This is a genomic window from Actinacidiphila epipremni, assembly GCF_012034175.1.
GTDB lineage: Bacteria > Actinomycetota > Actinomycetes > Streptomycetales > Streptomycetaceae > Actinacidiphila > Actinacidiphila epipremni.
Genome location: NZ_JAATEJ010000002.1, coordinates 357,370 through 380,210 on the forward strand (window position 1 = coordinate 357,370; position 22,841 = coordinate 380,210).

General features: G+C 73.5%; 19 protein-coding genes. 17 read left to right on the top strand and 2 right to left on the bottom strand.

Annotated features, from left to right (window positions below; translation table 11 throughout):
* Positions 1-102: 102 nt before the first annotated feature.
* The 14 genes from HCN08_RS04415 (at position 103) to HCN08_RS04480 (ending at position 17,781) form a co-directional block, all read left to right on the top strand.
* On the top strand, positions 103-1,422 hold the full coding sequence (locus HCN08_RS04415) for a condensation domain-containing protein (protein WP_167981504.1): 1,320 nt from the start codon (positions 103-105) through the stop codon (positions 1,420-1,422).
* Between the two features lie 739 nt (positions 1,423-2,161).
* A complete protein-coding gene (locus HCN08_RS04420; protein ID WP_167981505.1) occupies positions 2,162-3,706 on the top strand; it encodes a class I tRNA ligase family protein in 1,545 nt (514 codons plus the stop codon).
* On the top strand, positions 3,703-4,761 hold the full coding sequence (locus HCN08_RS04425) for an FAD-dependent oxidoreductase (protein WP_206318406.1): 1,059 nt from the start codon (positions 3,703-3,705) through the stop codon (positions 4,759-4,761). Before HCN08_RS04420 ends, HCN08_RS04425 begins: the two co-directional genes overlap by 4 nt.
* Positions 4,758-6,113: an MFS transporter gene (locus HCN08_RS04430; protein ID WP_167981506.1), complete on the top strand. Its 1,356-nt coding sequence runs from the start codon at positions 4,758-4,760 to the stop codon at positions 6,111-6,113. Before HCN08_RS04425 ends, HCN08_RS04430 begins: the two co-directional genes overlap by 4 nt.
* Positions 6,110-7,450 (top strand): ATP-grasp domain-containing protein, encoded by a 1,341-nt coding sequence (locus tag HCN08_RS04435; protein ID WP_167981507.1) that lies wholly within the window; start codon positions 6,110-6,112, stop codon positions 7,448-7,450. The genes HCN08_RS04430 and HCN08_RS04435 overlap by 4 nt, the downstream gene beginning before the upstream one ends.
* Before the next feature lie 49 nt (positions 7,451-7,499).
* Entirely contained in the window at positions 7,500-8,783 is a 1,284-nt protein-coding gene (locus HCN08_RS04440) for a lysine N(6)-hydroxylase/L-ornithine N(5)-oxygenase family protein (protein ID WP_167981508.1), read from the top strand.
* Positions 8,780-10,078: an ATP-grasp domain-containing protein gene (locus tag HCN08_RS04445; RefSeq protein WP_167981509.1), complete on the top strand. Its 1,299-nt coding sequence runs from the start codon at positions 8,780-8,782 to the stop codon at positions 10,076-10,078. Before HCN08_RS04440 ends, HCN08_RS04445 begins: the two co-directional genes overlap by 4 nt.
* A gap of 79 nt (positions 10,079-10,157) precedes the next feature.
* Positions 10,158-11,360 carry an acyl-CoA dehydrogenase family protein gene (locus tag HCN08_RS04450; protein ID WP_167981510.1) on the top strand — a complete coding sequence of 401 codons (1,203 nt, stop codon included), beginning with the start codon at positions 10,158-10,160 and terminating at the stop codon, positions 11,358-11,360.
* A gap of 79 nt (positions 11,361-11,439) precedes the next feature.
* Positions 11,440-12,642 carry an acyl-CoA dehydrogenase family protein gene (locus tag HCN08_RS04455; RefSeq protein WP_167981511.1) on the top strand — a complete coding sequence of 401 codons (1,203 nt, stop codon included), beginning with the start codon at positions 11,440-11,442 and terminating at the stop codon, positions 12,640-12,642.
* Positions 12,643-12,734: 92 nt separating this feature from the next.
* Positions 12,735-14,462: a tryptophan 2-C-methyltransferase gene (gene tsrT, locus HCN08_RS04460; protein WP_167981512.1), complete on the top strand. Its 1,728-nt coding sequence runs from the start codon at positions 12,735-12,737 to the stop codon at positions 14,460-14,462.
* 163 nt (positions 14,463-14,625) lie between these two features.
* A complete protein-coding gene (locus tag HCN08_RS04465) occupies positions 14,626-15,393 on the top strand; it encodes a response regulator (protein WP_167981513.1) in 768 nt (255 codons plus the stop codon).
* A gap of 227 nt (positions 15,394-15,620) precedes the next feature.
* Positions 15,621-16,076, top strand: coding sequence for a cupin domain-containing protein (locus HCN08_RS04470; RefSeq protein WP_322974221.1), 456 nt, complete (start codon positions 15,621-15,623; stop codon positions 16,074-16,076).
* Positions 16,073-16,396 (top strand): hypothetical protein, encoded by a 324-nt coding sequence (locus HCN08_RS04475; protein ID WP_167981515.1) that lies wholly within the window; start codon positions 16,073-16,075, stop codon positions 16,394-16,396. Before HCN08_RS04470 ends, HCN08_RS04475 begins: the two co-directional genes overlap by 4 nt.
* Positions 16,397-16,398: 2 nt before the next feature.
* The gene (locus HCN08_RS04480; protein WP_167981516.1) at positions 16,399-17,781 is read left to right on the top strand and encodes an FAD-binding oxidoreductase; all 1,383 of its coding nucleotides are present in this window, start codon (positions 16,399-16,401) and stop codon (positions 17,779-17,781) included.
* 50 nt (positions 17,782-17,831) lie between these two features.
* Here the strand turns inward: HCN08_RS04480 and HCN08_RS04485 are convergent, their stop codons facing one another.
* Together HCN08_RS04485 and HCN08_RS04490 are read right to left on the bottom strand one after the other, a co-directional pair.
* Positions 17,832-19,163: an adenylate/guanylate cyclase domain-containing protein gene (locus tag HCN08_RS04485; protein WP_167981517.1), complete on the bottom strand. Its 1,332-nt coding sequence runs from the start codon at positions 19,161-19,163 to the stop codon at positions 17,832-17,834.
* 135 nt (positions 19,164-19,298) lie between these two features.
* Entirely contained in the window at positions 19,299-20,156 is an 858-nt protein-coding gene (locus HCN08_RS04490) for a biotin--[acetyl-CoA-carboxylase] ligase (RefSeq protein WP_167981518.1), read from the bottom strand.
* A 553-nt stretch (positions 20,157-20,709) separates the two neighbouring features.
* On the opposite strand from HCN08_RS04490, the gene HCN08_RS04495 reads away from it, so the two are divergent.
* From HCN08_RS04495 to mmpB, 3 genes are all read left to right on the top strand, one after another.
* Positions 20,710-22,299: an acyl-CoA carboxylase subunit beta gene (locus HCN08_RS04495; RefSeq protein WP_167981519.1), complete on the top strand. Its 1,590-nt coding sequence runs from the start codon at positions 20,710-20,712 to the stop codon at positions 22,297-22,299.
* Positions 22,300-22,352: 53 nt separating this feature from the next.
* Entirely contained in the window at positions 22,353-22,574 is a 222-nt protein-coding gene (locus HCN08_RS04500) for an acyl-CoA carboxylase epsilon subunit (RefSeq protein ID WP_322974222.1), read from the top strand.
* Positions 22,575-22,677: 103 nt separating this feature from the next.
* Positions 22,678-22,815 carry a morphogenic membrane protein MmpB gene (gene mmpB, locus HCN08_RS04505; protein WP_167981521.1) on the top strand — a complete coding sequence of 46 codons (138 nt, stop codon included), beginning with the start codon at positions 22,678-22,680 and terminating at the stop codon, positions 22,813-22,815.
* Positions 22,816-22,841 lie beyond the last annotated feature (26 nt).

Below are 22,841 nucleotides of genomic sequence, written 5' to 3' on the forward strand. Positions count from 1 at the left end.
CGACCTGGTGCGCCCGCCTGGCTCACCGTCCCCTTCGCCGCCGGCGCGGACACCGCGGGGGAAGGGCCGCTCACGTGGGGGCAGTACCACATGTGGCAGCCCATGCTCCGGTACGGGCCCGCCTTCGCCACGCTCAGCCTGCGGCAGGTGCTCGCGCTTGCCGCGCCCGGCGTGTCGGTGGACGAGTGCGCGGCGGGCATACGGCGGCTCGTCGAGAGGCACGCCGGGCTGCGGACGCGGTTCACCGAGGGCGAGGGCGAGGGCGGCGGACCCCGGCAGGTCGCCGTGGCGGAGGGCTCCTTCCTCGTCGAGGTGCACGAGGTGGCGGGCGGCTCCGAGGGCGCGCTCGCCGCGTTCGCCGAGCGGCGGTCGCGCAAGCTCGCCGCCGAGCCGTTCCGGCACAGCCACGAGTGGCCGGTGCGCTTCGGGCTGGTGTGCCGGCAGGGCAGGGTGCGGGCCGTCGTGCTGGTCTGCTCGCACCTCGCCTTCGACGGCTGGTCCGCCGATCTCGTCGGCAGGGAGCTGCGGGCGCTGCTGGGCGGCGGCCAGGACGCCGGGCAGCCCGCCGGGCAGCCCGCCGGGCAGGACGTGTGGCAGCCCCTGGACCAGGCGGCGTACGAGCAGTCGGACCGCGGCAGGCGCGAGAACGACCGGACGCTGCGGCACTGGCGGGCCCGCCTCGCCGAGGTGCCGGACGCGCCGCCCCGCCCGCCGCTCGACCGGCCCGCGGCCCCGCCGATCCAGCAGTGGTGGCTCACCTCCCCCGCACTCGCGGCGGCCTCCGTCGCGGTCGCCGACCGGACCCGTACGTCCAGCTCCACCGTGCTGCTCACGCTCGCCGCGACCGCGCTCGCCGCCCTGCGCGGCCAGGACACCGTCCCGCTGCTGCTCATCGCCGGCAACCGGCTGACCGAGCGCCAGCAGGCGTACGCCGGGGCGACCGCGCAGGACGGCCTGCTGCTCTTCGACCGCGGGAGCACCGGCGCAAACTCCGGTCTCGACGACGCCGTACGGGAGGTCTACCGGCGCTCGGCGGCGAGCTATCTGCGGGGCCGGTTCGACCGCGCGGCGCTCACCGACCTGACCGCCGAGCTGGACGCGCGCCGCCGCCACCCCCTCGACCTCAGCGGCTACTTCAACGACGCCCGGCTCAGCCAGGACTGGGTGCTCGGGCCCGGGCCGCACCCGCGGTCCGCGCGGGGGCCGGCGTTCGTGCGGGGCTACGACCGCAACGACATGTCCTTCTGCCTGGTCCTGGCGCAGCAGGGCGCGGACTGCCGGGTCTCGCTGCTGGCCGACACCCGGGTACTGCCCGCCGACGCCATCCCCGGCGTGCTGTCGGGCCTGGAGTCGCTGCTGTGCGAGGCCGCGACGGCGGACGTACCGCTCGCCGCCGTCCCCGCGGCCCTCGGCCTGGCCTGACGCCGCGGCCGGCGACGTATCCGGCCACGTACCCGGCGACGCAGCCGACGACGCAGCCGACGACGTGCCCCGCGACACACCCAACGCAGCCGACACCGCACCGGTCACCGTAAAGCCGCGCGCAAAGCGCCCGTAAAGCCCGCCGGGCAGCGGCCGACGGCCCCGAAGGGCAATTTTCGGCGCCGGAACGGCCGCCTCCGCTGCACCCGTGGCACCCCCGGGCGGCCCCGCCGCCGGGACAGCCGTCCTGCGTGCCCGGGGCGCGGCCGGGGCCGCCGTTCCCGCCGCGGCGCCGCGCCCGGCCCGCGCCCGCCCGGCGCCGCGGGCCCTCCCGCGCCGCGCCCGGCCTGCGCGTTCCCGGCCCGTACGGCCGCCCCCGCGGGCACGGCGCAGGGCCGTGCGGCCCGCCGTTGCCCGCCGGACGGTCCCCGGCGGAGCCGATCGCGGCGGCCGAACGGAAGGCCAGATTCCCGGGTGCTCGGGAAGAGTTCCCCTATCTATGGGGAACGGCCGAAATCTAGCCTCATGACGGTCCTCAGGGCGCCCTGTGCAGGCAAAGTACGCGCGAAGCCCCCGGCGGCCCCCTGCCCGACCGCGCTCCACCGTCACACCGCCACACCGTTACAACGCCCCGCCGAAACGCCGTTTCACCGCCCCGCCGCAACGCCCGCCCGACCGTCCGTCTGTTCCACGGCACCCCCGCAGGAAGCCCCACCGCTGCCGAGCAAAGGACCGATCGATGGAACGCATGCTGGTGATCGCCCCCGGCCCCACCGCCAACGGCGATCTGCACCTCGGCCACCTGGCAGGACCCTTCCTCAGCGCGGACGTCTGCGCGAGGTTCGCGCGGGCCGCCGGCCGGGACGTCCTCTTCGGGACCGGCGTGCACTTCACCCAGAACTACATCGTGACCACCGCCCGCCGCCTCGGCGTCCCGCCGGACGAGCTGCGGACCAGGTCCGCCGAGCAGGTCGAGGGCACCCTCGCGGCGGTCGGCATCGAGCCGGACGGCTTCGTACGCTTCGACGAGCGCTACGTCACCGGCGTCCAGCAGTTCTTCGGCCGGCTCCACGACGCCGGCAAGCTCAAGCTCCGCTCCCTGCCGTTCCCTTACGTGGCCCGCACCGGCGAATACCTCACCGACGCCTATGTGCGCGGTACGTGCCCGGTCTGCCTGTCCGAGGGGTGCGCCGGGCTGTGCGAGAGCTGCGGGCACTGGATCGCCTCCGGCGACCTGCTGGAGCCGCGCTCGACGCTGAACCCCGACGACGAGGTGGAGCTGCGCGAGGCGCAGGTGCTGGTGCTGCCCCTGGAGGAGTACCGCGAGGCGCTGACCGAATACTTCGCCGGCCTGGCCGGCACGATGCGCCCGCGGCTGGCGCGGATGGCCGAGGAGCTGCTGTCCCGCCCGCTGCCGGACTACCCGGTGACGCTGCCGATCGCCTGGGGCATCCCGGCGCCCTTCCCGAAGGTCCCCGAGGTCGAGGGCCAGGTGATCTACGCCGACTCCGAGGTGATCGCCTGGAGCATGCACAGCTCCGCGCTCGCCGCCGAGCAGCGCGGCGAGAAGCCGGCCGGCGACGACGCGCTGTGGTTCGCCGAGTCCGGCGCCCGCGTCGTCTACTTCTTCGGCTCCGACGCCGGTTTCGCCTTCGGGCTGGTCGGGGTGGCGATGCTGATGGCGCTCGGCGGCTACACGCTGCCCGCGCACTTCGTGACCAACGAGTTCTACGAGCTGGACAACGACAAGTTCTCCACCAGCCGCGGCCATGTGGTGACCGGCCGGGGGCTGGCCGCCGAGGTGCCGCGCGACCTGATCCGCTTCTACCTCGCCGCCACCGCCCCGGACTTCCAGCGCACCAACTTCAGCCGCGCCGCCATGGACAAGGTGGTCTCCGCCCGGCTGGTGGCGCCCTGGAACCGGGTCGCGGACAAGGCCGGCCGGTTCGCCGGCGGCGGGCCGCTGCCGGTGTCGGCGCGCTCGCGGGAGGCGGCGGCGCGGACGGTGGAGCGATTTTCGGCCGGATATGACGCGCGTCGATTCAGCCTCACCGACGCCGCTTTCACGCTCACCGAGCAGCTGGGCCGGCTCGACCGGTGGGAGGTGACCGCGGCGGACGCCGGGGACTTCTGCCACGAGGTGGACGTCTTCCTGCGCTGTGCCGCGCCGTTGCTGGTGGACCTCGCCGCGAAGGCGCTGCCCGACCTGGCCGTGCCCGCCGTCTCCTCGGTCACGGAGGTGGCGCCCCGCGTGCTGCCCCGGCTGGCCGAGATTGCGCAGTGAGGGCCCGGTCCGCACGGGTGGTGGTGGTCGGCGCCGGGGTCACCGGGCTGCTGACGGCGGTGGAGTGCGTGCTCGCCGGCCATCACGTCACCGTGCTCGACCGCGGTGCGATCCCGGACCCGGCCGCGACCTCGTACGACCAGCACCGGGCGCTGCGCGGCCTGGCGGTCGGCGACGCGCCGGCCACCGCCCGGATGAGCCAGGCGGTGCGCCGCTGGGAGCAGTTGGAGCCGGTGCTGGGCGCGGGCTTCTACCGCCGGGTGGGCGTGGTCACGGCGTGGCCGCGCGAACGCCTCGCGGAGGTGCTGAACTTCGCGTCGGCCGCGGGTGTGCCGGTCCGGACGCTGGGCCCGGCCGCGCTGCCGCAGCTGGCCTTCCCCGCCGGGACGGTGGGTGTACGGGAGACGCGCGCGGGTGTGCTGCTGGCGGCGCGGGTGCTGCGGGCGGCGGCCAGGTGGCTCGCGGGCCGGGCCGCGGCGGCGCTGCGGCCGTACAGCCCGGTGACGGCGGTCGACGCGCATAGCGGCAAGGTCACGCTGGCCGGCGGCGAGGTGGTGGCCGGCGACATGGTGCTGGTCGCGGCGGGGCCGTGGACGGGCCGGCTGGTCGAGGTGCCCGCGGTGCTGCACCGCCAGACGATGCTCTACCTGCGGCCCTCGCCCCGGCAGGCGCGCCGCTGGCGGGGCGCCCCGGCGGTCGGCGGGCTCGGCGCGGACGGTACGGCGTGGGCGGTGCCGCCGGTGGCCGGCACGCTGCTGAAGATCAGCTCGGACGCGGTGTGCCGGCAGGTCGCCGACACCGGCGCGGACGGTGAGATCCAGACGCCGTGGGCGGAACGGCTGACGCACGCCGGGCCGCTCCGCGACCCTTCCGGCTACCAGGTGGTGGCCGTCACGGCGTGCCACTACACGACCGACACGGCGGACGGCGGCGCGCGGCTGGCCCGGCTGGGTCCCGCGCTCTGGGCGCGTACGGCCTGCGGGGGCTCGGGGTTCTCGTCGGCGCCGCTCGTCGCGGCGACGGTGGCGCAAGCCGCCAGGGAGGCTGTTTCATGACCGGCTCGACCGATGCGAACGACGCGAACGCTGCGGACGACGCGAACAACCCCGACGACGGGGCCCCGGTGAACGTGCGCGACACGCTCCGGGCCACCCCCATGCCGGTGCGCTACCTGCTGGGCGGCGTCCTGGTCAACCAGCTCTGCGCGTTCGTCCAGACGTTCCTGGTGCTGTACCTGATCCACCGGCACATGTCCGTGGACGCGGCGGGCCTGGCCCTGGTCGCGTACAGCGCGGGCACGATCCTCGGCACCATGCTGGGCGGCGAGGCCACCTCGCGGTTCGGGCCGCGGATGACGATCGTGGTGACGATGGCGGGCGCGGGGCCGCTGGTCGCGGTGATCCCGGCGCTGAGCCGGTCGAGCCTGCTGGCGCCGCTGCTGGTGGTCGTGGCGCTCGCGGGGCTGCTGGCGCAGGCGTACCGGCCGGCCGCCTCGGTGCTGCTGAGCGACCTGATGCCGGAGAAGCACCAGGTGATGGCGTTCTCGATGATGCGGATCGCGCTGAACACCGGCGCCGCGCTCGCCCCGCTCATCGCCGCCGGGCTGATCCTGGTGGACTGGGACGCGCTGTTCTGGCTGGACGGCGCGACGACGCTGGTCTACGCGGCCCTGGCCCTCGCGCTGCTGCCGCGGCAGGTGCCGGCGGCGCACGAGAAGGCCGGGGGCACGCAGGAGGCGGCCGACGGGCCCGCGCCGCTCACCGGACGGGCCGCGTACGCCGCGATGCTGCGGGACCGCAAGTACATGTTCTACCTGGCGGCGGTGCTGCTCGGCACGATCACCTACGTCCAGTCGCTCATCGCGCTGCCGTTGCAGATCGACGCCGACGACTACCCGACCGGGCTGTACAGCGCGGTGCTCACCGTGTCCTCGCTGGTGCTGATCACCTGCGAGCTGAAGGTCACCACGTACATCCTGCGGATGCCGACGCACACCGCGGTGGTGCTCGGCCACCTGGTCAACTCGCTGGGCTTTGCCGTCTACGGGCTCGCGGCGCACTCGCCCGCGTTCATCCTGATCGGCGCGGTCTTCGAGGTGAGCGGGCTGATGATCGCCGGGCCCAGCATGTTCGCGCATCCGGCGGCCTTCCCCGCGGCGCTCAAGGCCCGCTACATCGGCACGATGCAGGCCACCGCCGGGCTCGCCTCGGCGCTCGGGCCGCTCTTCGCGGTCTTCGTCTGGACCCGGCTGGACCACGGCTTCTGGGTGCTGTGCGCGGTGGTCAACGGGGTGGCGGGCCTGCTGGCCATGGCCGGCCTCAACCGCGGGGACGGCAAGGGCAGCGCCGCCGGGCAGGACGAACCGCGTCAGGGCAAGACGGAAGAAGTCGTCGGAGGCACCGCATGACAGAGCAGCACACTACGGCCGCGCGCACCGGGCCGGTGGTGATCGTCGGCTTCGTGGCGCTCACCATCCCGTTCATCGAGACCTTCCAGCCGGAGGACTCGGTGGTGTACGTCGAGGAGCCGGACGTCGCGCGCAAGCGGGACGCGCAGGCCAAGCTCGCCGGGGTCGGGTTCGCCCGCGGCCTGGTCGAGTGGGAGTACCACCGGCCGGGCACGGCGGACGAATTCCACGCCGCCCACCCCGACCTGGACCCGGTCGCGATCGTCCCGGCCGTGGAGTACGCGGTGCCGTTCGCGGCCCGGCTCGCCGAGCGGTACGGGCTGCCGGGCGCGAGCCTGGGCGCCGCGCTGATCCTGCGGGACAAGGCGGTGCTGCGCCGGGTCAGCGCGGCGGCGGGCATCGCCAACCCGGCGAGCGTCCGGGCCGAAAGCGCCGAGGACGTACGGGAGTTCCTGCGCGCCCACCCGGGCCCCGCGGTGCTCAAGCCGGCCAACCGGCAGGCGTCGGTGGGCGTACGGGTGCTCGCGGGGCCGGACGAGGCCGAAGCGGCGTGGGCGGAGTGCGTGGTGCAGGACGAGGGCGTCTTCGTGCCCGACCGGCCGATGGAAGTGGCCATGCTGGTCGAGCAGTTCGTGCGGGGCGAGGAGTTCAGCGTCGAGATGCTGGTGCGCGGCGGCCAGCCGCTGTTCACCAACGTCACCGGCAAGCACCTCTACCCGGGCCCGTATCCGGTGGAGTCGGCGCATGTCGTGCCGGCCGACATCCCGGCGGAGCTGTCGCGGCTGCTGGGCGCGCAGACCGCGCGGCTGATGGCGGCGGTCGGCTTCGGCGACGGCGTGGTGCACTGCGAGTGGATCGTGTCCGGCGGAGTGCCGTACCTGGTGGAGTGCGCGGGCCGGATGGCCGGTGACGCGATCCTCGACCTGATCGAGGCCGCCTACCCGGTGGAGTTCATGCGGGCCTACTTCGCGGTGCTCAAGGGCGAGCAGCCGCCGGAGCTGCCGGCACGGGCCAAGAGCGGCGCGGCCGTGCGGTTCCTGGCGCCCGGGGCCGGCACGGTCCAGGCCGTGCACGGCGTCGAGGACGCCGAGCGGGCCGAGGGCGTGGTCTTCGCCAACTGCGCGATCGCGCCCGGCACTTCCTTCGGCGGCCTGCGCAACTCCTGGGACCGCACGGGCATCGTCTTCGCCCGCGCCGACACCCCGGCCGAGGCACACCGGCGGGCCGACGCCGCCGCCGCGCTGGTCCGGTTCGAGATGCGGCCACCAGGCGGCGAACCGGACGGCGCGCCGGGCAGCGGAACGGACGGCGATCCGGGCAGCGATCCGGCGGCGTGAACACGCAACACCTGACCTTGGAAGGCATCACCGTCATCGAGGGGGCACCATGACTCACCGCGAGGTTGATGTACTGGCGATCGGCGCGGGTCCGGCGAATCTGGCGCTGGCCGCGGCGATCGAGGAGAGCGGATCGGCCGAACTCGCGGAGAACACCCTTCTCCTGGAGCAGGCTCCCGACATCAAGTGGCAGCGCGATCTGCTGATGCCCTGGGCGCGCAGCCAGGTGTCCTTCCTGAAGGACCTGGTGACGCTGCGCAATCCGCGGAGCAAGTTCTCGTTCCTGAGCTTCCTGCACGACCACGGCCGGCTCGACCACTTCGTGAACCTGGGCACCTTCCACCCCTACCGGTGGGAGTTCTCCGACTACCTCCAGTGGGTGGCCAAGTCCCTGGAGCACGTGCAGATCCGCTACAGCGCGCGGGCCGCGTCGGTCACCGCCGACCGGGACGCGCACGGCGCGGTGACCGGCTGGACGGTGACGCTGACCGACGGCGACACGATCCACTGCCGCGACCTGGTGATCGGCGGCGGCCGGGACCCGCACATCCCCGAGCCGTTCAAGGGGCTGCCGAAGGAGCGGGTCATCCACAGCTCCGGCTACCGCGGCCGGATCGCCGAGATCCCCAAGGACCAGCCGGTGCGGGCGGTCGTGGTGGGCGGTGCGCAGAGCGCGGCGGAGATGTTCTTCGCGCTGCACGAGAACCTGCCGCACAGCCACATCACGATGGTGGTGCGCTCGATCGGGCTGCAGAACTACCAGACCAGCAAGTTCGTCAACGAGCTGTTCTTCCCGTCGTTCGTCGACGAGTTCTACGACAGCCCGCAGGAGGTGCGCGCGCAGGTCCTGGACGAGATGCGGTTCACCAACTACGCGGGCCTCGCGCCGCCGTTCCTGGACGAGCTGTACACGATGCTCTACCGCAACCGGATGCTGGGCGCGGAGCGTTCGGAGGTGCGGGCGCTGACCGAGGTGACCGGTGCGCGGATCGAGGACGGCGACGTCGTGCTGGACCTGCGGGACCGCAAGACCGGCAAGGAGTCGCCGCTGCGCTGCGACCTGGTGCTGCTGGGCACCGGTTACGACGCCCGGATGCCGGCGCTGGTACGGGAGTTGGCGGAGGGCGCCGGGATCGACCAGGTCAGCGTGAGCCGCAACTACCGGGTGGACCTGGGCACTCCGGCGCCGGGCGCGCTGTATCTGCAGGGCGTCAACGAGGCCACGCACGGTATCGCCGACTCGCTGATCAGCGTGCTGGCGCACCGCAGCCAGGACATCGTCACCGACCTGCTGACCCGGCGCAGCGGCGCGGAAGCCGGGGCGGCGCGATGAGCCGGGGCACTTTGCTGGTGATCGGCAGTGGGCTGAAGGTCTACCGGGAGTATCTGGTGGCGCCGATCAGCCGGCGGGCGCGCGAGGCGGGCCTGGAGACGGTGCTGCTGAACAACCTCAAGCCGACGTGGCAGCGCGACTACTTCGACGAGGTCGTGGTCGCCAACGTCTTCGACTCCGAGACGATGGGTAGGGCCGCCCGCGAGGTGGCCGCGCGCCGCAACGTGGTGAGCCTGATGTGCTGGGACGAGCCGCTGGTGCTCGACGCGGGGCTGCTGGCCGCGGAGTTCGGGGTGCCGGGCCTGTCGGCGCGCGGGGTGCGCGGCTGCCGGGACAAGGAGCTGACCCGGGCCGCGCTGACCGAGGCGGGCCTGCCGCAGCCGGGCTTCGCGCTGACGACGACGGTGGAGCAGGCCAGGGCCGAGGCGGCGCGGATCGGCTACCCGGTGGTGGTCAAGCCGCGGGCGATGGGCGCGAGCATCGGCGTGGTCTTCGCCGCCGACGAGGCGGAGCTGGACGCGGCGTTCGGCGTCGCGCTGGCCGCCAGCGGGGTGGACCCGGGGCCGTACCGGGCGAGCGTCATCGTCGAGGCGTACGCGCCGGGTCCGGAGATCAGCGTGGACGGGGCGGTGCACAAGGGCGAGTACCTGCCGCTGTTCGTGGCCCGCAAGCACAGCAGCGACCACCCGTACTTCGAGGAGACCGGCCACACCGTGGACGCGGCCGATCCGCTGCTGGACGACAAGGAGCTGATGGGCACCCTGGCGCGCGCGCACCAGGTGCTGGGCGTCGAGGACGGCATCACCCACAGCGAGGTGCGGCTGACCCCGCGCGGGCCGCTGATCGTGGAGGTCAACGGCCGGCTCGGCGGCGACCTGATCCCCTTCCTGGGGCGGATCGCGACCGGTGTCGAGCCCGGTGAGGTGCTCTTCGACGTGGCGACGGGCCAGCGCCCGACGATCACCCACACCCGGCGGGCGGTGGCCGGCATCAGGTTCGGCATCCCGCCCGAGGACTGCCTGCTGAACGCGGTCAGGGTCCCGCAGCCGGGCGCCGCGCCGGGCCTGGTGGCGGCGGCGCCGATGGCCGAGCCCGGCACCACGCTGCGGCTGCCGCCGGGCGGCTACCTGGCCAGGCACTCCTTCGTGGTGTGCGAGGCCGACGACCTGCCGGGCTGCCAGCAGCGGCTGGAGGCGGCGGCGGCGCTGGTGGAGCTGGACACCGCGCCGGTGGGCCCGGCGGACCCGGACGCGCCGTTCGCGATGCCGGCCGGGCTGCTGGACGTGGACGAGTGAGCGGCGTGGGCGGCCCGGGCGGCATGAGCGACGCGGGCGGCGCGGCCGGACGGGCGAGGGACGAGCAAAGGACGAGCGCATGACGACGACTGCCGGCATCCACGGCGGCGAGCCGGACACGGCCGCGGAGATCCTGGCCCGGGCCAGGGCGCTCGCGCCGACCCTGCGGGAGCGGGCCGCCGACATCGAGAGCCACCACCGGCTGCCCGACGACGTGGTCGAACTGCTGCGCGGCACCGGCGTGTTCCGGATGTGCTCGGCCCGCGAGTGGGGCGGCCCGGAGCTGACGTCCATGGACCAGACACGGGTCGTGGAGGCGCTGGCGTACGGGGACGCGTCCGCGGCCTGGTGCGCGGTGATCGGCGCCAACACCGGGCTGATCGCGAACTTCCTGGACCCGGACGTGGTCAAGGAGATCTATCCGCGCCAGGACATGGTCACCGCGGGTGTGCTCGCCCCCGCGGGGCACGCCGAGCGGGTCCCCGGCGGCTTCCGGCTGTCCGGGCGCTGGCCCTTCGGCAGCGGCATCCACCACAGCGACTGGGTGACGTCGGGCGCCTTCGTCTTCCAGGACGGCGAGCCCTACGCGAGCCCCGACGGCAGCAACCCGCACGAGTCGCGGCAGTTCCTGGTGGCCCGCGCGGACGTCGAGACGATCGACAACTGGGACACCACCGGCCTTGCCGGCACCGGCAGTTGCGACTACACGATCACCGACGTGTTCGTGCCGGAGAACCACACCTTCACCTTCTACGAGCCGCGCGGCCGGACCAGCCCGCTCTCCCAGCCGGAGTCCTTCATGCGGGCGCTGTGCGGGGTGCCGCTCGGGGTGGCGAAGGCCGCGCTGGACCACGCCCGGTCGGTCGCGACCACCCGGGTGGACCGGATGACGGGTACCGCCTGGTCCGACAGCTGGCGGGTGCAGGTCGCGCTCGCCGAGTGCACGGCCGAGCTCAACGCCAGCCGGCAGGGCGTCTTCGCCGCGATGACCCGGCAGTGGGAGGTGCTGGCGGCCGGCGGCGAGCTGACGCCCGACGAGCGCGCCGCGTCCCCGCTGGCGTGGCTGCACGCCTTCCGCACCGCCCGCTCGGTGGTCAACCGGCTCTACGACCTGCTCCAGACCTGGTCGATCAACAAGTCCTCGCCCATGGACCGCTGGCTGCGCGACACCGCGACGATGTGCCAGAACCTGACGGCGCAGGACGTCGTCCTGGAGTCGGTCGGCGCCTATCTGCTCGGCGGCACGCCCAAGTTCCGCATCAGCCTCGGCATCACCACCTGACGCGTACCGCGGGGCCGGGACGCGGGGCGGTACGAGGAATCCGTACGACGTAGGACGACACCAGCTGAGGGGCGATGACATGACGTTGACCACGGGTGCGCGGGAGCCGGTGACCGCGGCCGACCTGCTGGCGCGGGCCAGGGAGCTCGCGCCGACCCTGCGCGAGCGGGCCGCCGACATCGAGCAGCACCGCAAGCTGCCTGCCGACGTGGTCGAACTGCTGCGCGGCACCGGGGTGTTCCGGATGTGCTGGGGCCGCGAGTGGGGCGGCCTGGAGCTGACCTCCGTGGAGCAGACGGAGGTCGTGGAGGCGCTGGCGTACGGGGACGCGTCGGCGGCCTGGTGCGCGGTGATCGGCGCCAACACCGGTATCTACGCCAACTTCATCGACCAGGCCACCGCGAAGGACATGTTCGCCGGCCCCGACACCATCACCGCCGGGCTGCTCCAGCCGTCCGGCCGGGCCGAACGGGTGCCCGGCGGCTACCGGTTGACCGGCCGCTGGCCCTTCGGCAGCGGTATCGACCACGCCGACTGGGTGACGTCGGGCGCCTTCGTCTTCCAGGACGGCGAGCCCTACGCGAGCCCCGACGGCAGCAACCCGCACGAGTCGCGGCAGTTCATGGTGCCCAGGTCCCAAGTCGAGCTGATCGACAACTGGCACACCACGGGCCTGTGCGGCAGCGGCAGTTGCGACTACACGATCACCGACGTGTTCGTGCCCGAGGAGCACACCTACACCTTCGGCGTGGTGCACGGCCGGCCCTCGCCGCTCGCGCAGCCCGACGCCTTCACCCGGGCGATGTGCGGGGTGCCGCTCGGGGTGGCGCGGGCCGCGCTGGACCACGCGCGGGAGCTGGCCACCGGGCGGATCGACCGGATGACCGGCACCGCGTGGGCCGACAGCTTCCGGGCGCAGACCACGCTCGCGCTGTGCGAGGCCGACTTCAACGCCGCCCGCGCGGGCGTCTACGGCAGCATGACCCGGCAGTGGGAGGTGCTGGCGGCCGGCGGCACCCTGGACGACCTGACCCCCGACGAGCGGGCGGCCTCGCCGCTGGCGTGGCTGCACGCCTTCCGGATGTCGCGCTCGATCGTCAACCGGCTCTACGACCTGCTCCAGACCTGGTCGATCAACAAGTCCTCGCCGATGGACCGCTGGCTGCGCGACACCACCACGATGTGCCAGCACCTGATCGCGCAGGACCGCATCCTCCAGTCGGCCGGCGCCTATCTGGTGGGCGGCCGGCCCGAGTTCGGCATCAGCCTCGGCATCGTCTGACCCGCCGGCCGCCGCGAGCGCGTCAGCACCGCCAAGCCCGCCGGCCGGCCCGTCCGGGCCGGCGCGGCCCCCACACTTTACGGAGAGATCCGATGAGCAGAGGTCTTGTGCTGCTGGTCAACCCCAACAAGGTGCATCCGCCGATCGCGCCCTACGCGCTCGACGTGCTGACCACCGCGTTGGAGGCCGCCGACTTCGAGGTGGAGGTGCTGGACCTCACCTTCCACCGGGAGGACTGGAAGTCCTGCCTCGCCGAGTACTTCGCCGTACGCGAGCCGATGCTGGTCGGCGTCACGGTCCGCAACACCGACACCGTCTACGCCTTCGAGCAGCGGCCGTTCGTCGGCGAGCACAAGGAGATCGTCACCGAGGTCAAGCGCCTCACCGACGCCCCCGTGATCGCCGGCGGCATCGGCTTCTCGACGATGCCCTTCGCCCTGGTCGAGTACTTCGGCATCGACTACGGGGTCAAGGGCCCCGGTGAGCGGATCATCTGCGACCTGGCGGACGCGCTGCTCACCGGCCGCGACCCGCACACCGTGCCGGGCCTGCTGGTCAACACCGGCGCGGGGGTCGTACGGGTGCCGCCGGCCGTGCTGAACCCGCGCCGCGGCCAGTCGCCGTTACCCCTTGCCACCGGGCAGTTCGAGGCGCGGGTGTGGCAGGTGGACCGCACGGCGTCGTACGTCCGCAGGTCGGGGGCGGCGTACAAGGTGGACAACCTCAAGTACTACCGGCGCGGCGGGCTCGGCAGCATCCTGACCAAGAACGGCTGCACGTACCGCTGCTCGCACTGCGTGGAGCCGGACGCCAAGGGCACCTCGTTCGGGCAGCGCGCGGTCACCGCGGTGGTGGACGAGATGGAGTCGCTGGCCGCGCAGGGCATCCTCGACCAGCACACCACCGACAGCGAGTTCAACCTGTCGATCGCGCACGCCAAGAACGTGCTGCGGGAGGTCGTCCGCCGCCGGCACTCCGACCCGGGCAGCCCGCTGAACGAGCTGCGGCTGTGGGTGTACTGCCAACCGCGGCCGTTCGACGAGGAGTTCGCCGACCTGCTGGCGCAAGCCGGCTGCTGCGGGGTCAACGTCGGCTCCGACCACATCAGGCCGGACCTGCTGGCGGGCTGGAAGGTCACCGAGAAGGGCACCACCTACTACGACTTCGCCGACACCGAGCGGCTGGTGCGGCTGTGCTCCGAGCGCGGCATCCTGACCATGGTGGAGGCGCTGTTCGGGATGCCCGGCGAGACGCCCGAGACGATGAAGGCGTGCGTCGACGCCTTCATGGCGCTGGACGCGACGGTCGCCGCCTTCTCGATGGGCCTGCGGCTGTTCCCGTACACCCCGATGGGCATCGCGATGGCCGAGCAGTGCGACGGGGTCCGCACCCTGCCCGGGCTGCAGTCCAACACCGCGACCGGCCCGATCGTGCTCAAGCCGCTCGCGCAGTGCTCGGGACCCGCGGAGTACGAGCGGCAGTTCATGTTCGACGAGCACGGCGACTTCCGGCTGGTGTGCTACTTCTCGCCCGGCCTGCCGTGCGAGGCCGACGCGCCGGACGACCCGACGGCCCGCTGGAGCCCGGCGGTGGACCTGCTGTGGGACATGATCGACCCGGCCGAGCACTACCGGGTGATGCTGCCGACGATCGCCGGCTCCAGCACGTTCGACAACAACTACGCCGACAACTCGTTCCTGACCGGCCTGACGGGCCTGGGCTACACGGGAGCCTTCTGGTCGCACTGGCGGGAGCGCGAGGAGATCATGCGCCGGGCCGGGGAGGGCGCCGCGGCCACCGCCGAGCCCGCCGAGTTGTAATGTCGCCGCAACAAATTTCGCTGAGCACCCGCGATTCTTTTCCCGTACTTATCCGGGATCACGAGGGCACTTGCGGTCCACTCTTCCCTGCCCCATCCTGGTACCCGCTCCACCAGAACCATCACGAAAGGCACGCTGCGGGAAATCCATTGTAGAGGGGCAAATGAGTCAGCAGGAAAACACCACGAGATTACTTCGGCAACTCCCGCACCACGGGAACACAGAACGGCGGGACGATTCGGGCCGCGCTCCCGAGGGGGAAGATGCGTCCCCGCGCCGGGCTCCTGCTCCGCTCACCGTCCTGCTCGCCGACGCACAACCCGCGATCCGGCACGGCGTCCGATCGCTGCTCGAACACATCAGCGACATCTCGGTGGTCGGGGAGGCCACCACCGCGGACGAGGTGCTGGCCGAGACCTCGCGCTGCAAGCCCGACGTCCTGGTCGTCGACCCGCTGATGGACGGGCCGACCGGGGTGCAGGTCATCAGCCAGGTGTTACGGATGACGCCGGCCACGGGCGTGCTGGTCTTCAGCTCCGTGGACGACGACAAGGCGATCACCTCGGCGCTGCACGCCGGCGCCCGCGGCTACCTCATCAAGCGGGCGAACGCCGACCAGATCCTGCGCGGCATCCAGGCGGTCGCGGCCGGCGAGGCGATCGTGGACAAGTCGATCGCCGACCGGCTCAGCGACCTCATCCGCCCGGCCGGCGGGCAATACTGCTACCCGTTCCCGCAGCTCACCAACCGGGAGCGCGAGGTGCTGGAACGCATTGCGGCCGGCAAGTCCAACAGCACCATTGCCCGGGAACTCGCACTGGCCTCGAAGACCATCAGCAATCGGGTCTCGGCGATCTTCGGCAAGCTCGGAGTGGCCGATCGCGCGCAGGCCATTGTATTAGCCAGGGATGCGGGCCTCGGGCATGGCTGAGGCGCTTTATGCGGCGCGGCGCACGGGAAAACGGCCCCGGCCCGGTATTTCCGTACCGTACCGCAGATTCCCCGGGGAAAGGGAAGACTTCCCCTGCCCCCCGGGAGTGCCGGGAACCTAGCCTGAGGACTGTCGCACGGCCATCCAGCACCGCCGCACAGCACCGCCGCACAGCACGGCCGTCCAGTACGGCCTTCCTGTCACCGGACGCCGATCGGAGCGGGACGTTGACCGACCACGAGCACGCCGACGTGACCATCCGCGCCCAGGAGCCGGACAACCTCGTCCGGGCCCACGGGCTCGACCTCAGCCTCCTCCACCCCTTCCCGGGGCTCGACTCGCCCTTCCGCGGCGCCTGGTGCGTGCTGCGCCCCGGCGATGTCACGGAGACGCACGCGCACCACGACCGGGAGATCTTCATCGTGATGTCCGGCCGCGGCACCCTCGTCGAGGGCGGCCGGCGGCACGAGATCGCGGCCGGGGACCTGGCGTACATCAAGGCCGACGTGGAGCACAGCGTCGTCAACGAGCACGACGAGGACTTCGCCTATTACGCGGTCTGGTGGGACCGGGCGATGTCGGAGGAGTTCCTGGCGCGGGCGGAGTTCCCGGCCGAGGAGCAGCCGGTCGCGCAGGAGCTGCCCGGCGTGGCGGAGCTGCCCGACGCGGTGCCGGCGTCGTGATCGACTTCGAGGGGCGGCGCTTCCGCGCGCCGGACGGCGACGCCGCGACCGAGGCCGTCTACCACCAGCAGGACGACTTCGTGTGGGGCGAGGTGGCCGGCGGCGCGATCCGGCGCGGATGGACGGCCGGCACCCGGATGCCGGACGGCTCGCTCGCGATGGGCTACACCTTCGTCTTCACCTCGGGCGAGATCGTGTGCGGGCGCAGCGTGAACACCCCGGAGCTGACCGAGGACGGCCGGGTGCGGCTGCACGAGGTGTGGGAGCGCTACGGCCCGCACGCGGCGACCGGCACGTCGTGCATCGAGGAGGTGGCCTGAGCGTGGCAGCGGGCAAGACGCCGACCGAGGCGGACTGGGAGCGGCTGGCGAAGGCCGTCGCGGGGCGGGTGCTGCGGCCGGGCGAGGCGGGGTTCCGCTCCTCCAGCGCGCCGTTCAACACCCGGCACACCGCCGTCGTGCCCGGCGGCGTGGTCCAGGTCGCCGAGGTCGCCGACGTGCGGCGGGCGGTGGAGTGGGCCCGCGAGACCGGGGTGCCGGTGGTACCGCGCGGCGGCGGCCACTCGTACGCCGGCTTCTCGGTCAACCCCGGCCTGGTGGTGGACCTCAGGGCGCTGGACACGGTGACCGTGGACGGCGCCACCGGGCTGGTCACCGCCGCGGGCGGCGCCTCGATGTCCGCCGTCTACGCGGCGCTCGAACCCGAGCACGTCGTCTTCGCGCTCGGCAACGGCGCCTCGGTCGGCATCGGCGGGCTCACGCTGGGCGGCGGGTCCTCGGCCACCTCCCGCAAGTTCGGCCTCACCGCCGACGCGCTGCTGGCCACCACGCTGGTCACCGCCGACGGGGAGCTGGTCACCTGCGACGCCGGGAGCGACCCGGAGCTCTTCTGGGCCTGCCGCGGCGGGGGCGGCGGCAACTTCGGCATCAACGTCTCCTTCACCTTCCGCACCTTCCCGGTCGGCGCCGCCTCGACATGCCTGCTGCTGTGGGACGGCGCGGACGCCGAGGCCGTCTTCGGCACGCTCCAGGAGGTCATGCGGCGGGCGCCGCAGGAGTGCTCGATCCGGCTGGGCCTCGCGACCACGGGCGACGGGGTGGTCGTCTCCGCGGTGGGCATGCACCTGGGGCCAGCGGACGAGCTGCGCGAACTGCTCGCGCCGGTCCTCGCGGCGGCCGGGCCGCTGCGCGCGGACATCGCCGACCGTACGTTCTGGGAGGCCAAGGACTACCTGGCGCACGAGACGTCGGAGGGCGCCTTCGCCGCGCGGACGGCCTTCGCGGTGGACCCGCTGCCGCCGGAGGCCGTCGCCGCGGTCCTGGCGCGGCTGGCCCGCTGGCCCGGCGGCAGCAATCCCGACGGGGGCGGCTTCGCCCTCTTCGGCTGGGGCGGCGCCGTCAACGACGTGCCGCCGGACGCCACCGCCTTCCCGCACCGCGGCGCGAACTACCTGGTCAGCATGGACACCTCGTGGGGCGAGCAGGACGGCCCCGAGGCGGTGGCCACGCACCTGCGCTGGCTCGCCGAGCTCGACGAGACGGTGGCGCCGTACATGACCGGGGGCGCGTACGTGAACTTCACCGACCCCGACCGGCCGGACTGGCGTACCGCCTACTACGGCGCCAACTACGCCCGGCTGGTGGACGTCAAGCGCCGGGTGGACCCCGACCGGCTCTTCGACTTCCCGCAGGCCGTGGGCCGCTGACCCGGGGGCCTTGCGGCGCGGCCCTGCGGCGCGGCCCTGCGAGGGACCGGTCAGCGCCGGGTCAGCAGCCAGGGTTCGACGACGCCGAGGCCGCGGACCGGGCGGCGCCACATCGGCTGGAGCGCGAAGCGGTACTTCTCCGCGTCCGCGGCCTCGACGTCCGCCTCGGACAGCGGGGCCTCGCCCGCCTCGCCCAGCGCCTCGGCGAAGTCGCCGTCGACCAGGACGGAGTCGCGCGGGGCTATGGAGGTCAGCCGGGAGGCGAGGTTGACGGTCGTGCCGAACACATCGCCCATCCGGGTGGTGACGGTGCCGAAGGCCATGCCGACGCGCAGCGCGGGCATCGACTCGTCGCCGGTCATCGTCTCGATGAGCCGCATGCCGATCTCGGCGGCGGTGCCGGGGTCGTCGGCGACGAACAGCACCTCGTCGCCGAGCGTCTTGATGAGCCGGCCGCCGTACGCGGCGACCTGGTCGGCGGCGGTGGTCTCGAACGCCTCGACGAGCTCGCCGAGCTCCTCCTCCTCCAGGCGGCGGGTCAGCCGGGTGAAGCCGACGAGGTCGGCGAAGCCGACGGCGAGCCGGCGGTCGACGGCCTCCTCGTCGTCGGACTGCACGACGCGGCTGGTGGCGGCGGCGACCTGGCGGCGCCACACGTAGATGAGGAACTCCTCCAGCTCGGGCAGCAGCAGCTCGACGAGCGGGTAGGCGACCTCGGCGCGGGTCATCCCGGGCTCGGGCGGCTCGGTCAGGCCCTCCAGGAAGGAGTCGGTCTGCCAGTCGGCGAGCCGCGCGGTGGTCTGGCCGGTGGAGCGGGCCACCTGGATGGCCATCGACTCGCTGAGCAGCCCGGCCTCGACGAGCCCCGCGAGCCGCCGCAGCGCCAGTACGTCCGCCTCGGTGAGCGCTTTGGCCTGCCCGATGTCGGCGAAGCCCATGGCCCGCCAGAACCGCGACGCCAGGTCCATGGACACGCCCGCGGTGCGGGCCGCCTGGAACGGCGTGTACTGCCGCGGCGCCCCGAGGATGAGCTGCTCGAGCCGCAACGCGAGCGGATGCTCTCCCCCGGCCTCCGCCTCGTCCCCGCCGCCCGGCGCGGGGTCACCGCCCGGCGCCGCCTCGGCACCCTGCCCGGCCTCCCCGCCCGGCGCGGGCTCACCGGCCCGGGCGGGCTCGGCGCCCTGGGCGCTCTCGGGTGCCCGGCCGCCCGCTGCGGCAGCGTCGGCCGGCCCGTCGTCCCCGCCCGGACGCCCGCGTCCGGCGGGCGGGTCGTCGCCGGACTCGCCGGCGCCCGTGGAGCCCGGCGCGCCGGCGGGGTCGCCGGCACGGGCGGGGTCCGGCGGGCGCTCGCCGGGCTCACCGGCGGAGCCGCTCGCGCTCACCGTACGGCCCCTGAGTGTTCCCTGCGCACAGCCCTTCCGATCATCGAGACGACGCAGCGAGTCAACGATACGGCAGGTGTGCCGCAGCTCACTCTCATCGGGCGGGCCCGGCTGCCGGACAGGGCGGGGCGGGGCTCACCCGGCCGGGCGCAGGTGGACCACGTCGCCGGCGCCGACCGGCTGCTCGCCCTCGGGGCCGGCGATCACCAGCCGCCCGTCGCCGTCGACGGCGACCGCCGTGCCGGACAGCTCGCGCCCGCCGGGCAGTTCGGCCCGTACCTGGCGGCCGAGGGTGGCGCAGCCGGCGGCGTAGGTCTGCTGGAGCCGGGAGTCGGCCGGGTCGCCGCCGGCCGCGCGCCAGGAGTCGTACCACTCGGCGAGCGAGCGCAGCACCGCCCGCAGCAGCGGGTCGCGGTCGGTGACGGCGGCGCCGGCCAGGGCGAGCGAGGCGGCGGTGGGGACGGGCAGTTCGGCCTCACGCAGGGTGACGTTGATGCCGATGCCGACGACGACTCCGGCCTCGCCGGTGCGCTCGGCGAGGATGCCGCCGGCCTTGCGCTCGGCGCCGTCGACGGTCACGAGCAGGTCGTTGGGCCATTTGAGGGCGGTGTCGACGCCCGCGATACGTGACAGGGCGGTCGCGGTGGCGACCCCGGCGAGCAGCGGCAGCCACCCCCAGCGGTGCACCGGCACCGGACCGCCGTACGTGCCGGGCTCACCCGGACGGAGCAGGACGGAGAAGAACAGGCCCGAGCGCGGCGGCGCGCTCCACCGCCGGTCCAGCCGGCCGCGCCCGGCGGTCTGCTGCTCGGCGACCAGCACCGCGCCCTCCGCCGCGCCGCCGGCGGCCCGCGCGGCGAGGTCGCTGTTGGTGGAGCCGGTGTCCTGCACCACGTCGAGCGAGGTCCACAGCGGGGAGCCGACCACGGCGCGGCGCAGCGCCGCCTCGTTGAGCGGCGGTCGGTCGAGGTCGGACCAGCGGCTTGGCGTCATGCCCCCAGCCTATGAGCGCGCGCGGCCCCGCCGGTGAGCGCGGGAGAGCACCGCACACCCGCACCGGGCCGCGGCCCGGACCGCACGACGCCGACGCGCCCGCGCCCGCGCCCGGGCGAGCACCGCACACCCGCACAGAGCCCCGGCCCGGACCGCACGACGCCGACGCACCCGCCCCCGGGCGAGCACCGCACACCCGCACACGTGGCCCGGACCGCACGACGCCGGCGCACCCGCGCCCGGCTGAGCGCCGCACACCGCACCGGGCCGCGGGCCGGTCCGCGCGACGGCGGCGCGCGTCCGCGCCGCCTGCGTGACACGCCGGGGCGCCGCACGGCGCGGGCAGCGCGCGCAGCGCGTTCGCGGTGGTGCACTGTGGTGAACGCCGCAGTGCCCGCGGCCCCCCGTACCGCAGCGTCGCCGATACGCTACGGAACACAGCGTTACTCACCAGTTAAGAAGCTAAGAAGCGTCCGTTCCAGCAGGCGGCAGCGCGGCCCAGCGCGACGCCGCCGGGCGCGTACCGCCGCCGAGAGCAGGAGAGCCGCCTTCCATGGCCGAGCCGGACTACGACATCCACACCACCGCGGGCAAGCTCGCCGACCTGCGGCACCGCATCGACTCGGCGGACCACGCGGGTTCGCAGCGCGCGGTGGCCAAGCAGCACGCGAAGGGCAAGCTGACCGCCCGGGAGCGGATCGAACTGCTGCTGGACGACGGCTCGTTCACCGAGCTGGACGAGCTGGCCCGGCACCGCTCGACGAACTTCGGCCTGGAGGCCAACCGCCCGTACGGCGACGGTGTCGTGACCGGCTACGGCACGATCGAGGGCCGCCCGGTCGCGGTCTTCTCGCAGGACTTCACGGTCTTCGGCGGCGCACTCGGCGAGGTGTTCGGCGAGAAGATCGTCAAGGTCATGGACTTCGCGCTGAAGACCGGCTGCCCGGTCATCGGCATCAACGACTCCGGCGGCGCCCGCATCCAGGAGGGCGTGGTCTCGCTGGGCCTGTACGGCGAGATCTTCCGCCGCAACACCCATGCCTCGGGCGTCATCCCGCAGATCAGCCTCATCATGGGCCCGTGCGCGGGCGGCGCGGTCTACTCCCCGGCGATCACCGACTTCGTGGTCATGGTCGACCGGACCTCGCACATGTTCATCACCGGGCCCGACGTGATCAAGACGGTGACCGGCGAGGACGTCGGCATGGAGGAACTGGGCGGCGCGCGCACCCACAACTCCACCTCGGGCAACGCCCATCACCTGGCCGGCGACGAGAAGGACGCCTTCGAGTACGTCAAGGCGCTGCTGTCGTACCTGCCGAGCAACAACCTGGAGGAGCCGCCCTCCTTCGCCGCCGCCGCGGAACTGGCGGTCACCGCGGAGGACCTGGAGCTGGACACGCTCATCCCGGACTCGGCGAACCAGCCGTACGACATGCACAAGGTGATCGAACACGTCCTGGACGACGGGGAGTTCCTGGAGACGCAGGCGCTCTACGCCCAGAACATCGTGACCGGCTTCGGGCGGATCGAGGGCCGGCCGGTGGGCGTGGTGGCCAACCAGCCGCTGCACTTCGCCGGTTGCCTGGACATCAAGGCGTCGGAGAAGGCCGCGCGCTTCGTCCGTACCTGCGACAGCTTCAACGTGCCGGTGGTGACCTTCGTGGACGTCCCCGGTTTCCTGCCGGGCACCAGCCAGGAGTGGGACGGCATCATCCGCCGCGGCGCCAAGCTGATCTACGCCTACGCCGAGGCGACGGTGCCGCTCATCACCATCGTGACCCGCAAGGCGTACGGCGGCGCGTACGACGTGATGGGCTCCAAGCACCTGGGCGCGGACCTCAACCTGGCCTGGCCGACGGCGCAGATCGCGGTCATGGGCGCGCAGGGCGCGGTCAACATCCTGCACCGCCGCACCCTCGCCGAGGCCGAGAGCCCGGAGGCGGCCGACGAGTTGCGGGCCGACCTGATCGCGGACTACGAGGACACGCTGCTCAACCCGTACATCGCCGCCGAGCGCGGGTACATGGACGCGGTGATCGCGCCCTCCCAGACCCGGGCCCAACTGGTCAAGGCGCTGCGGGCGTTGCGCACCAAGCGGGAGAGCCTGCCGCCGAAGAAGCACGGCAACATCCCGCTGTAGCAGGGGCTTTGCAGGGGCTGTGCACGGGCACGCGAGCGATGAGGAGCGGTGCGGTGGAGATCAAGGTGGAGCGCGGCCTTCCGACGCCGGAGGAGCTCGCGGCGGTGGTGGCGCTGGTGCAGGCGCGGGCCGCGGCGGCGGAGGCCGGGCGGCAGGAGGAGCCGGCGCCGGGCTCGTCGCCGTGGTCGGCCCCGGCCCGCAACCTGCCGCGTACGCTGCCCCGTCCGGCGCCGGGCGCCTGGCGGATGTCGGCGTGGCCGGGGGGATTCGCGTGACCGGTGGGGCGTGAGAGCAGGGAGGGCAAGAGCCCGAGCGGGTCATTCCGCTTGAGTACGCGTACTCAGGCGCCGCGCCGCCGCCCGGAGCACCCTGGAATGCATGCTCTGGCCCGATGACCAACGACGCGACGAGCCCGACGAGGACACCCGGCACGCGCTGCTGATGCTGCGCCGGGCGATGGTGGTCGCGGCGGTGGTGGCGGGCCTGCTCATGGGCTGTGCGACCTGGTGGGTGTGAGCGCACGGCCGCGCCGGGCCGGCCCC

Bases quoted from the DNA above. Each gene is read 5' to 3' on its own strand.
- HCN08_RS04415 (WP_167981504.1), top strand. From the start codon at position 103: ATGCTCCGGTACGGGCCCGCCTTCGCCACGCTCAGCCTGCGGCAGGTG.
- HCN08_RS04420 (WP_167981505.1), top strand. From the start codon at position 2,162: ATGGAACGCATGCTGGTGATCGCCCCCGGCCCCACCGCCAACGGCGAT.
- HCN08_RS04430 (WP_167981506.1), top strand. From the start codon at position 4,758: ATGACCGGCTCGACCGATGCGAACGACGCGAACGCTGCGGACGACGCG.
- HCN08_RS04435 (WP_167981507.1), top strand. From the start codon at position 6,110: ATGACAGAGCAGCACACTACGGCCGCGCGCACCGGGCCGGTGGTGATC.
- HCN08_RS04440 (WP_167981508.1), top strand. From the start codon at position 7,500: ATGACTCACCGCGAGGTTGATGTACTGGCGATCGGCGCGGGTCCGGCG.
- HCN08_RS04445 (WP_167981509.1), top strand. From the start codon at position 8,780: ATGAGCCGGGGCACTTTGCTGGTGATCGGCAGTGGGCTGAAGGTCTAC.
- HCN08_RS04450 (WP_167981510.1), top strand. From the start codon at position 10,158: ATGACGACGACTGCCGGCATCCACGGCGGCGAGCCGGACACGGCCGCG.
- HCN08_RS04455 (WP_167981511.1), top strand. From the start codon at position 11,440: ATGACGTTGACCACGGGTGCGCGGGAGCCGGTGACCGCGGCCGACCTG.
- tsrT (WP_167981512.1), top strand. From the start codon at position 12,735: ATGAGCAGAGGTCTTGTGCTGCTGGTCAACCCCAACAAGGTGCATCCG.
- HCN08_RS04465 (WP_167981513.1), top strand. From the start codon at position 14,626: ATGAGTCAGCAGGAAAACACCACGAGATTACTTCGGCAACTCCCGCAC.
- HCN08_RS04490 (WP_167981518.1), bottom strand. From the start codon at position 20,156: ATGACGCCAAGCCGCTGGTCCGACCTCGACCGACCGCCGCTCAACGAG.
- HCN08_RS04495 (WP_167981519.1), top strand. From the start codon at position 20,710: ATGGCCGAGCCGGACTACGACATCCACACCACCGCGGGCAAGCTCGCC.
- mmpB (WP_167981521.1), top strand. From the start codon at position 22,678: ATGCTCTGGCCCGATGACCAACGACGCGACGAGCCCGACGAGGACACC.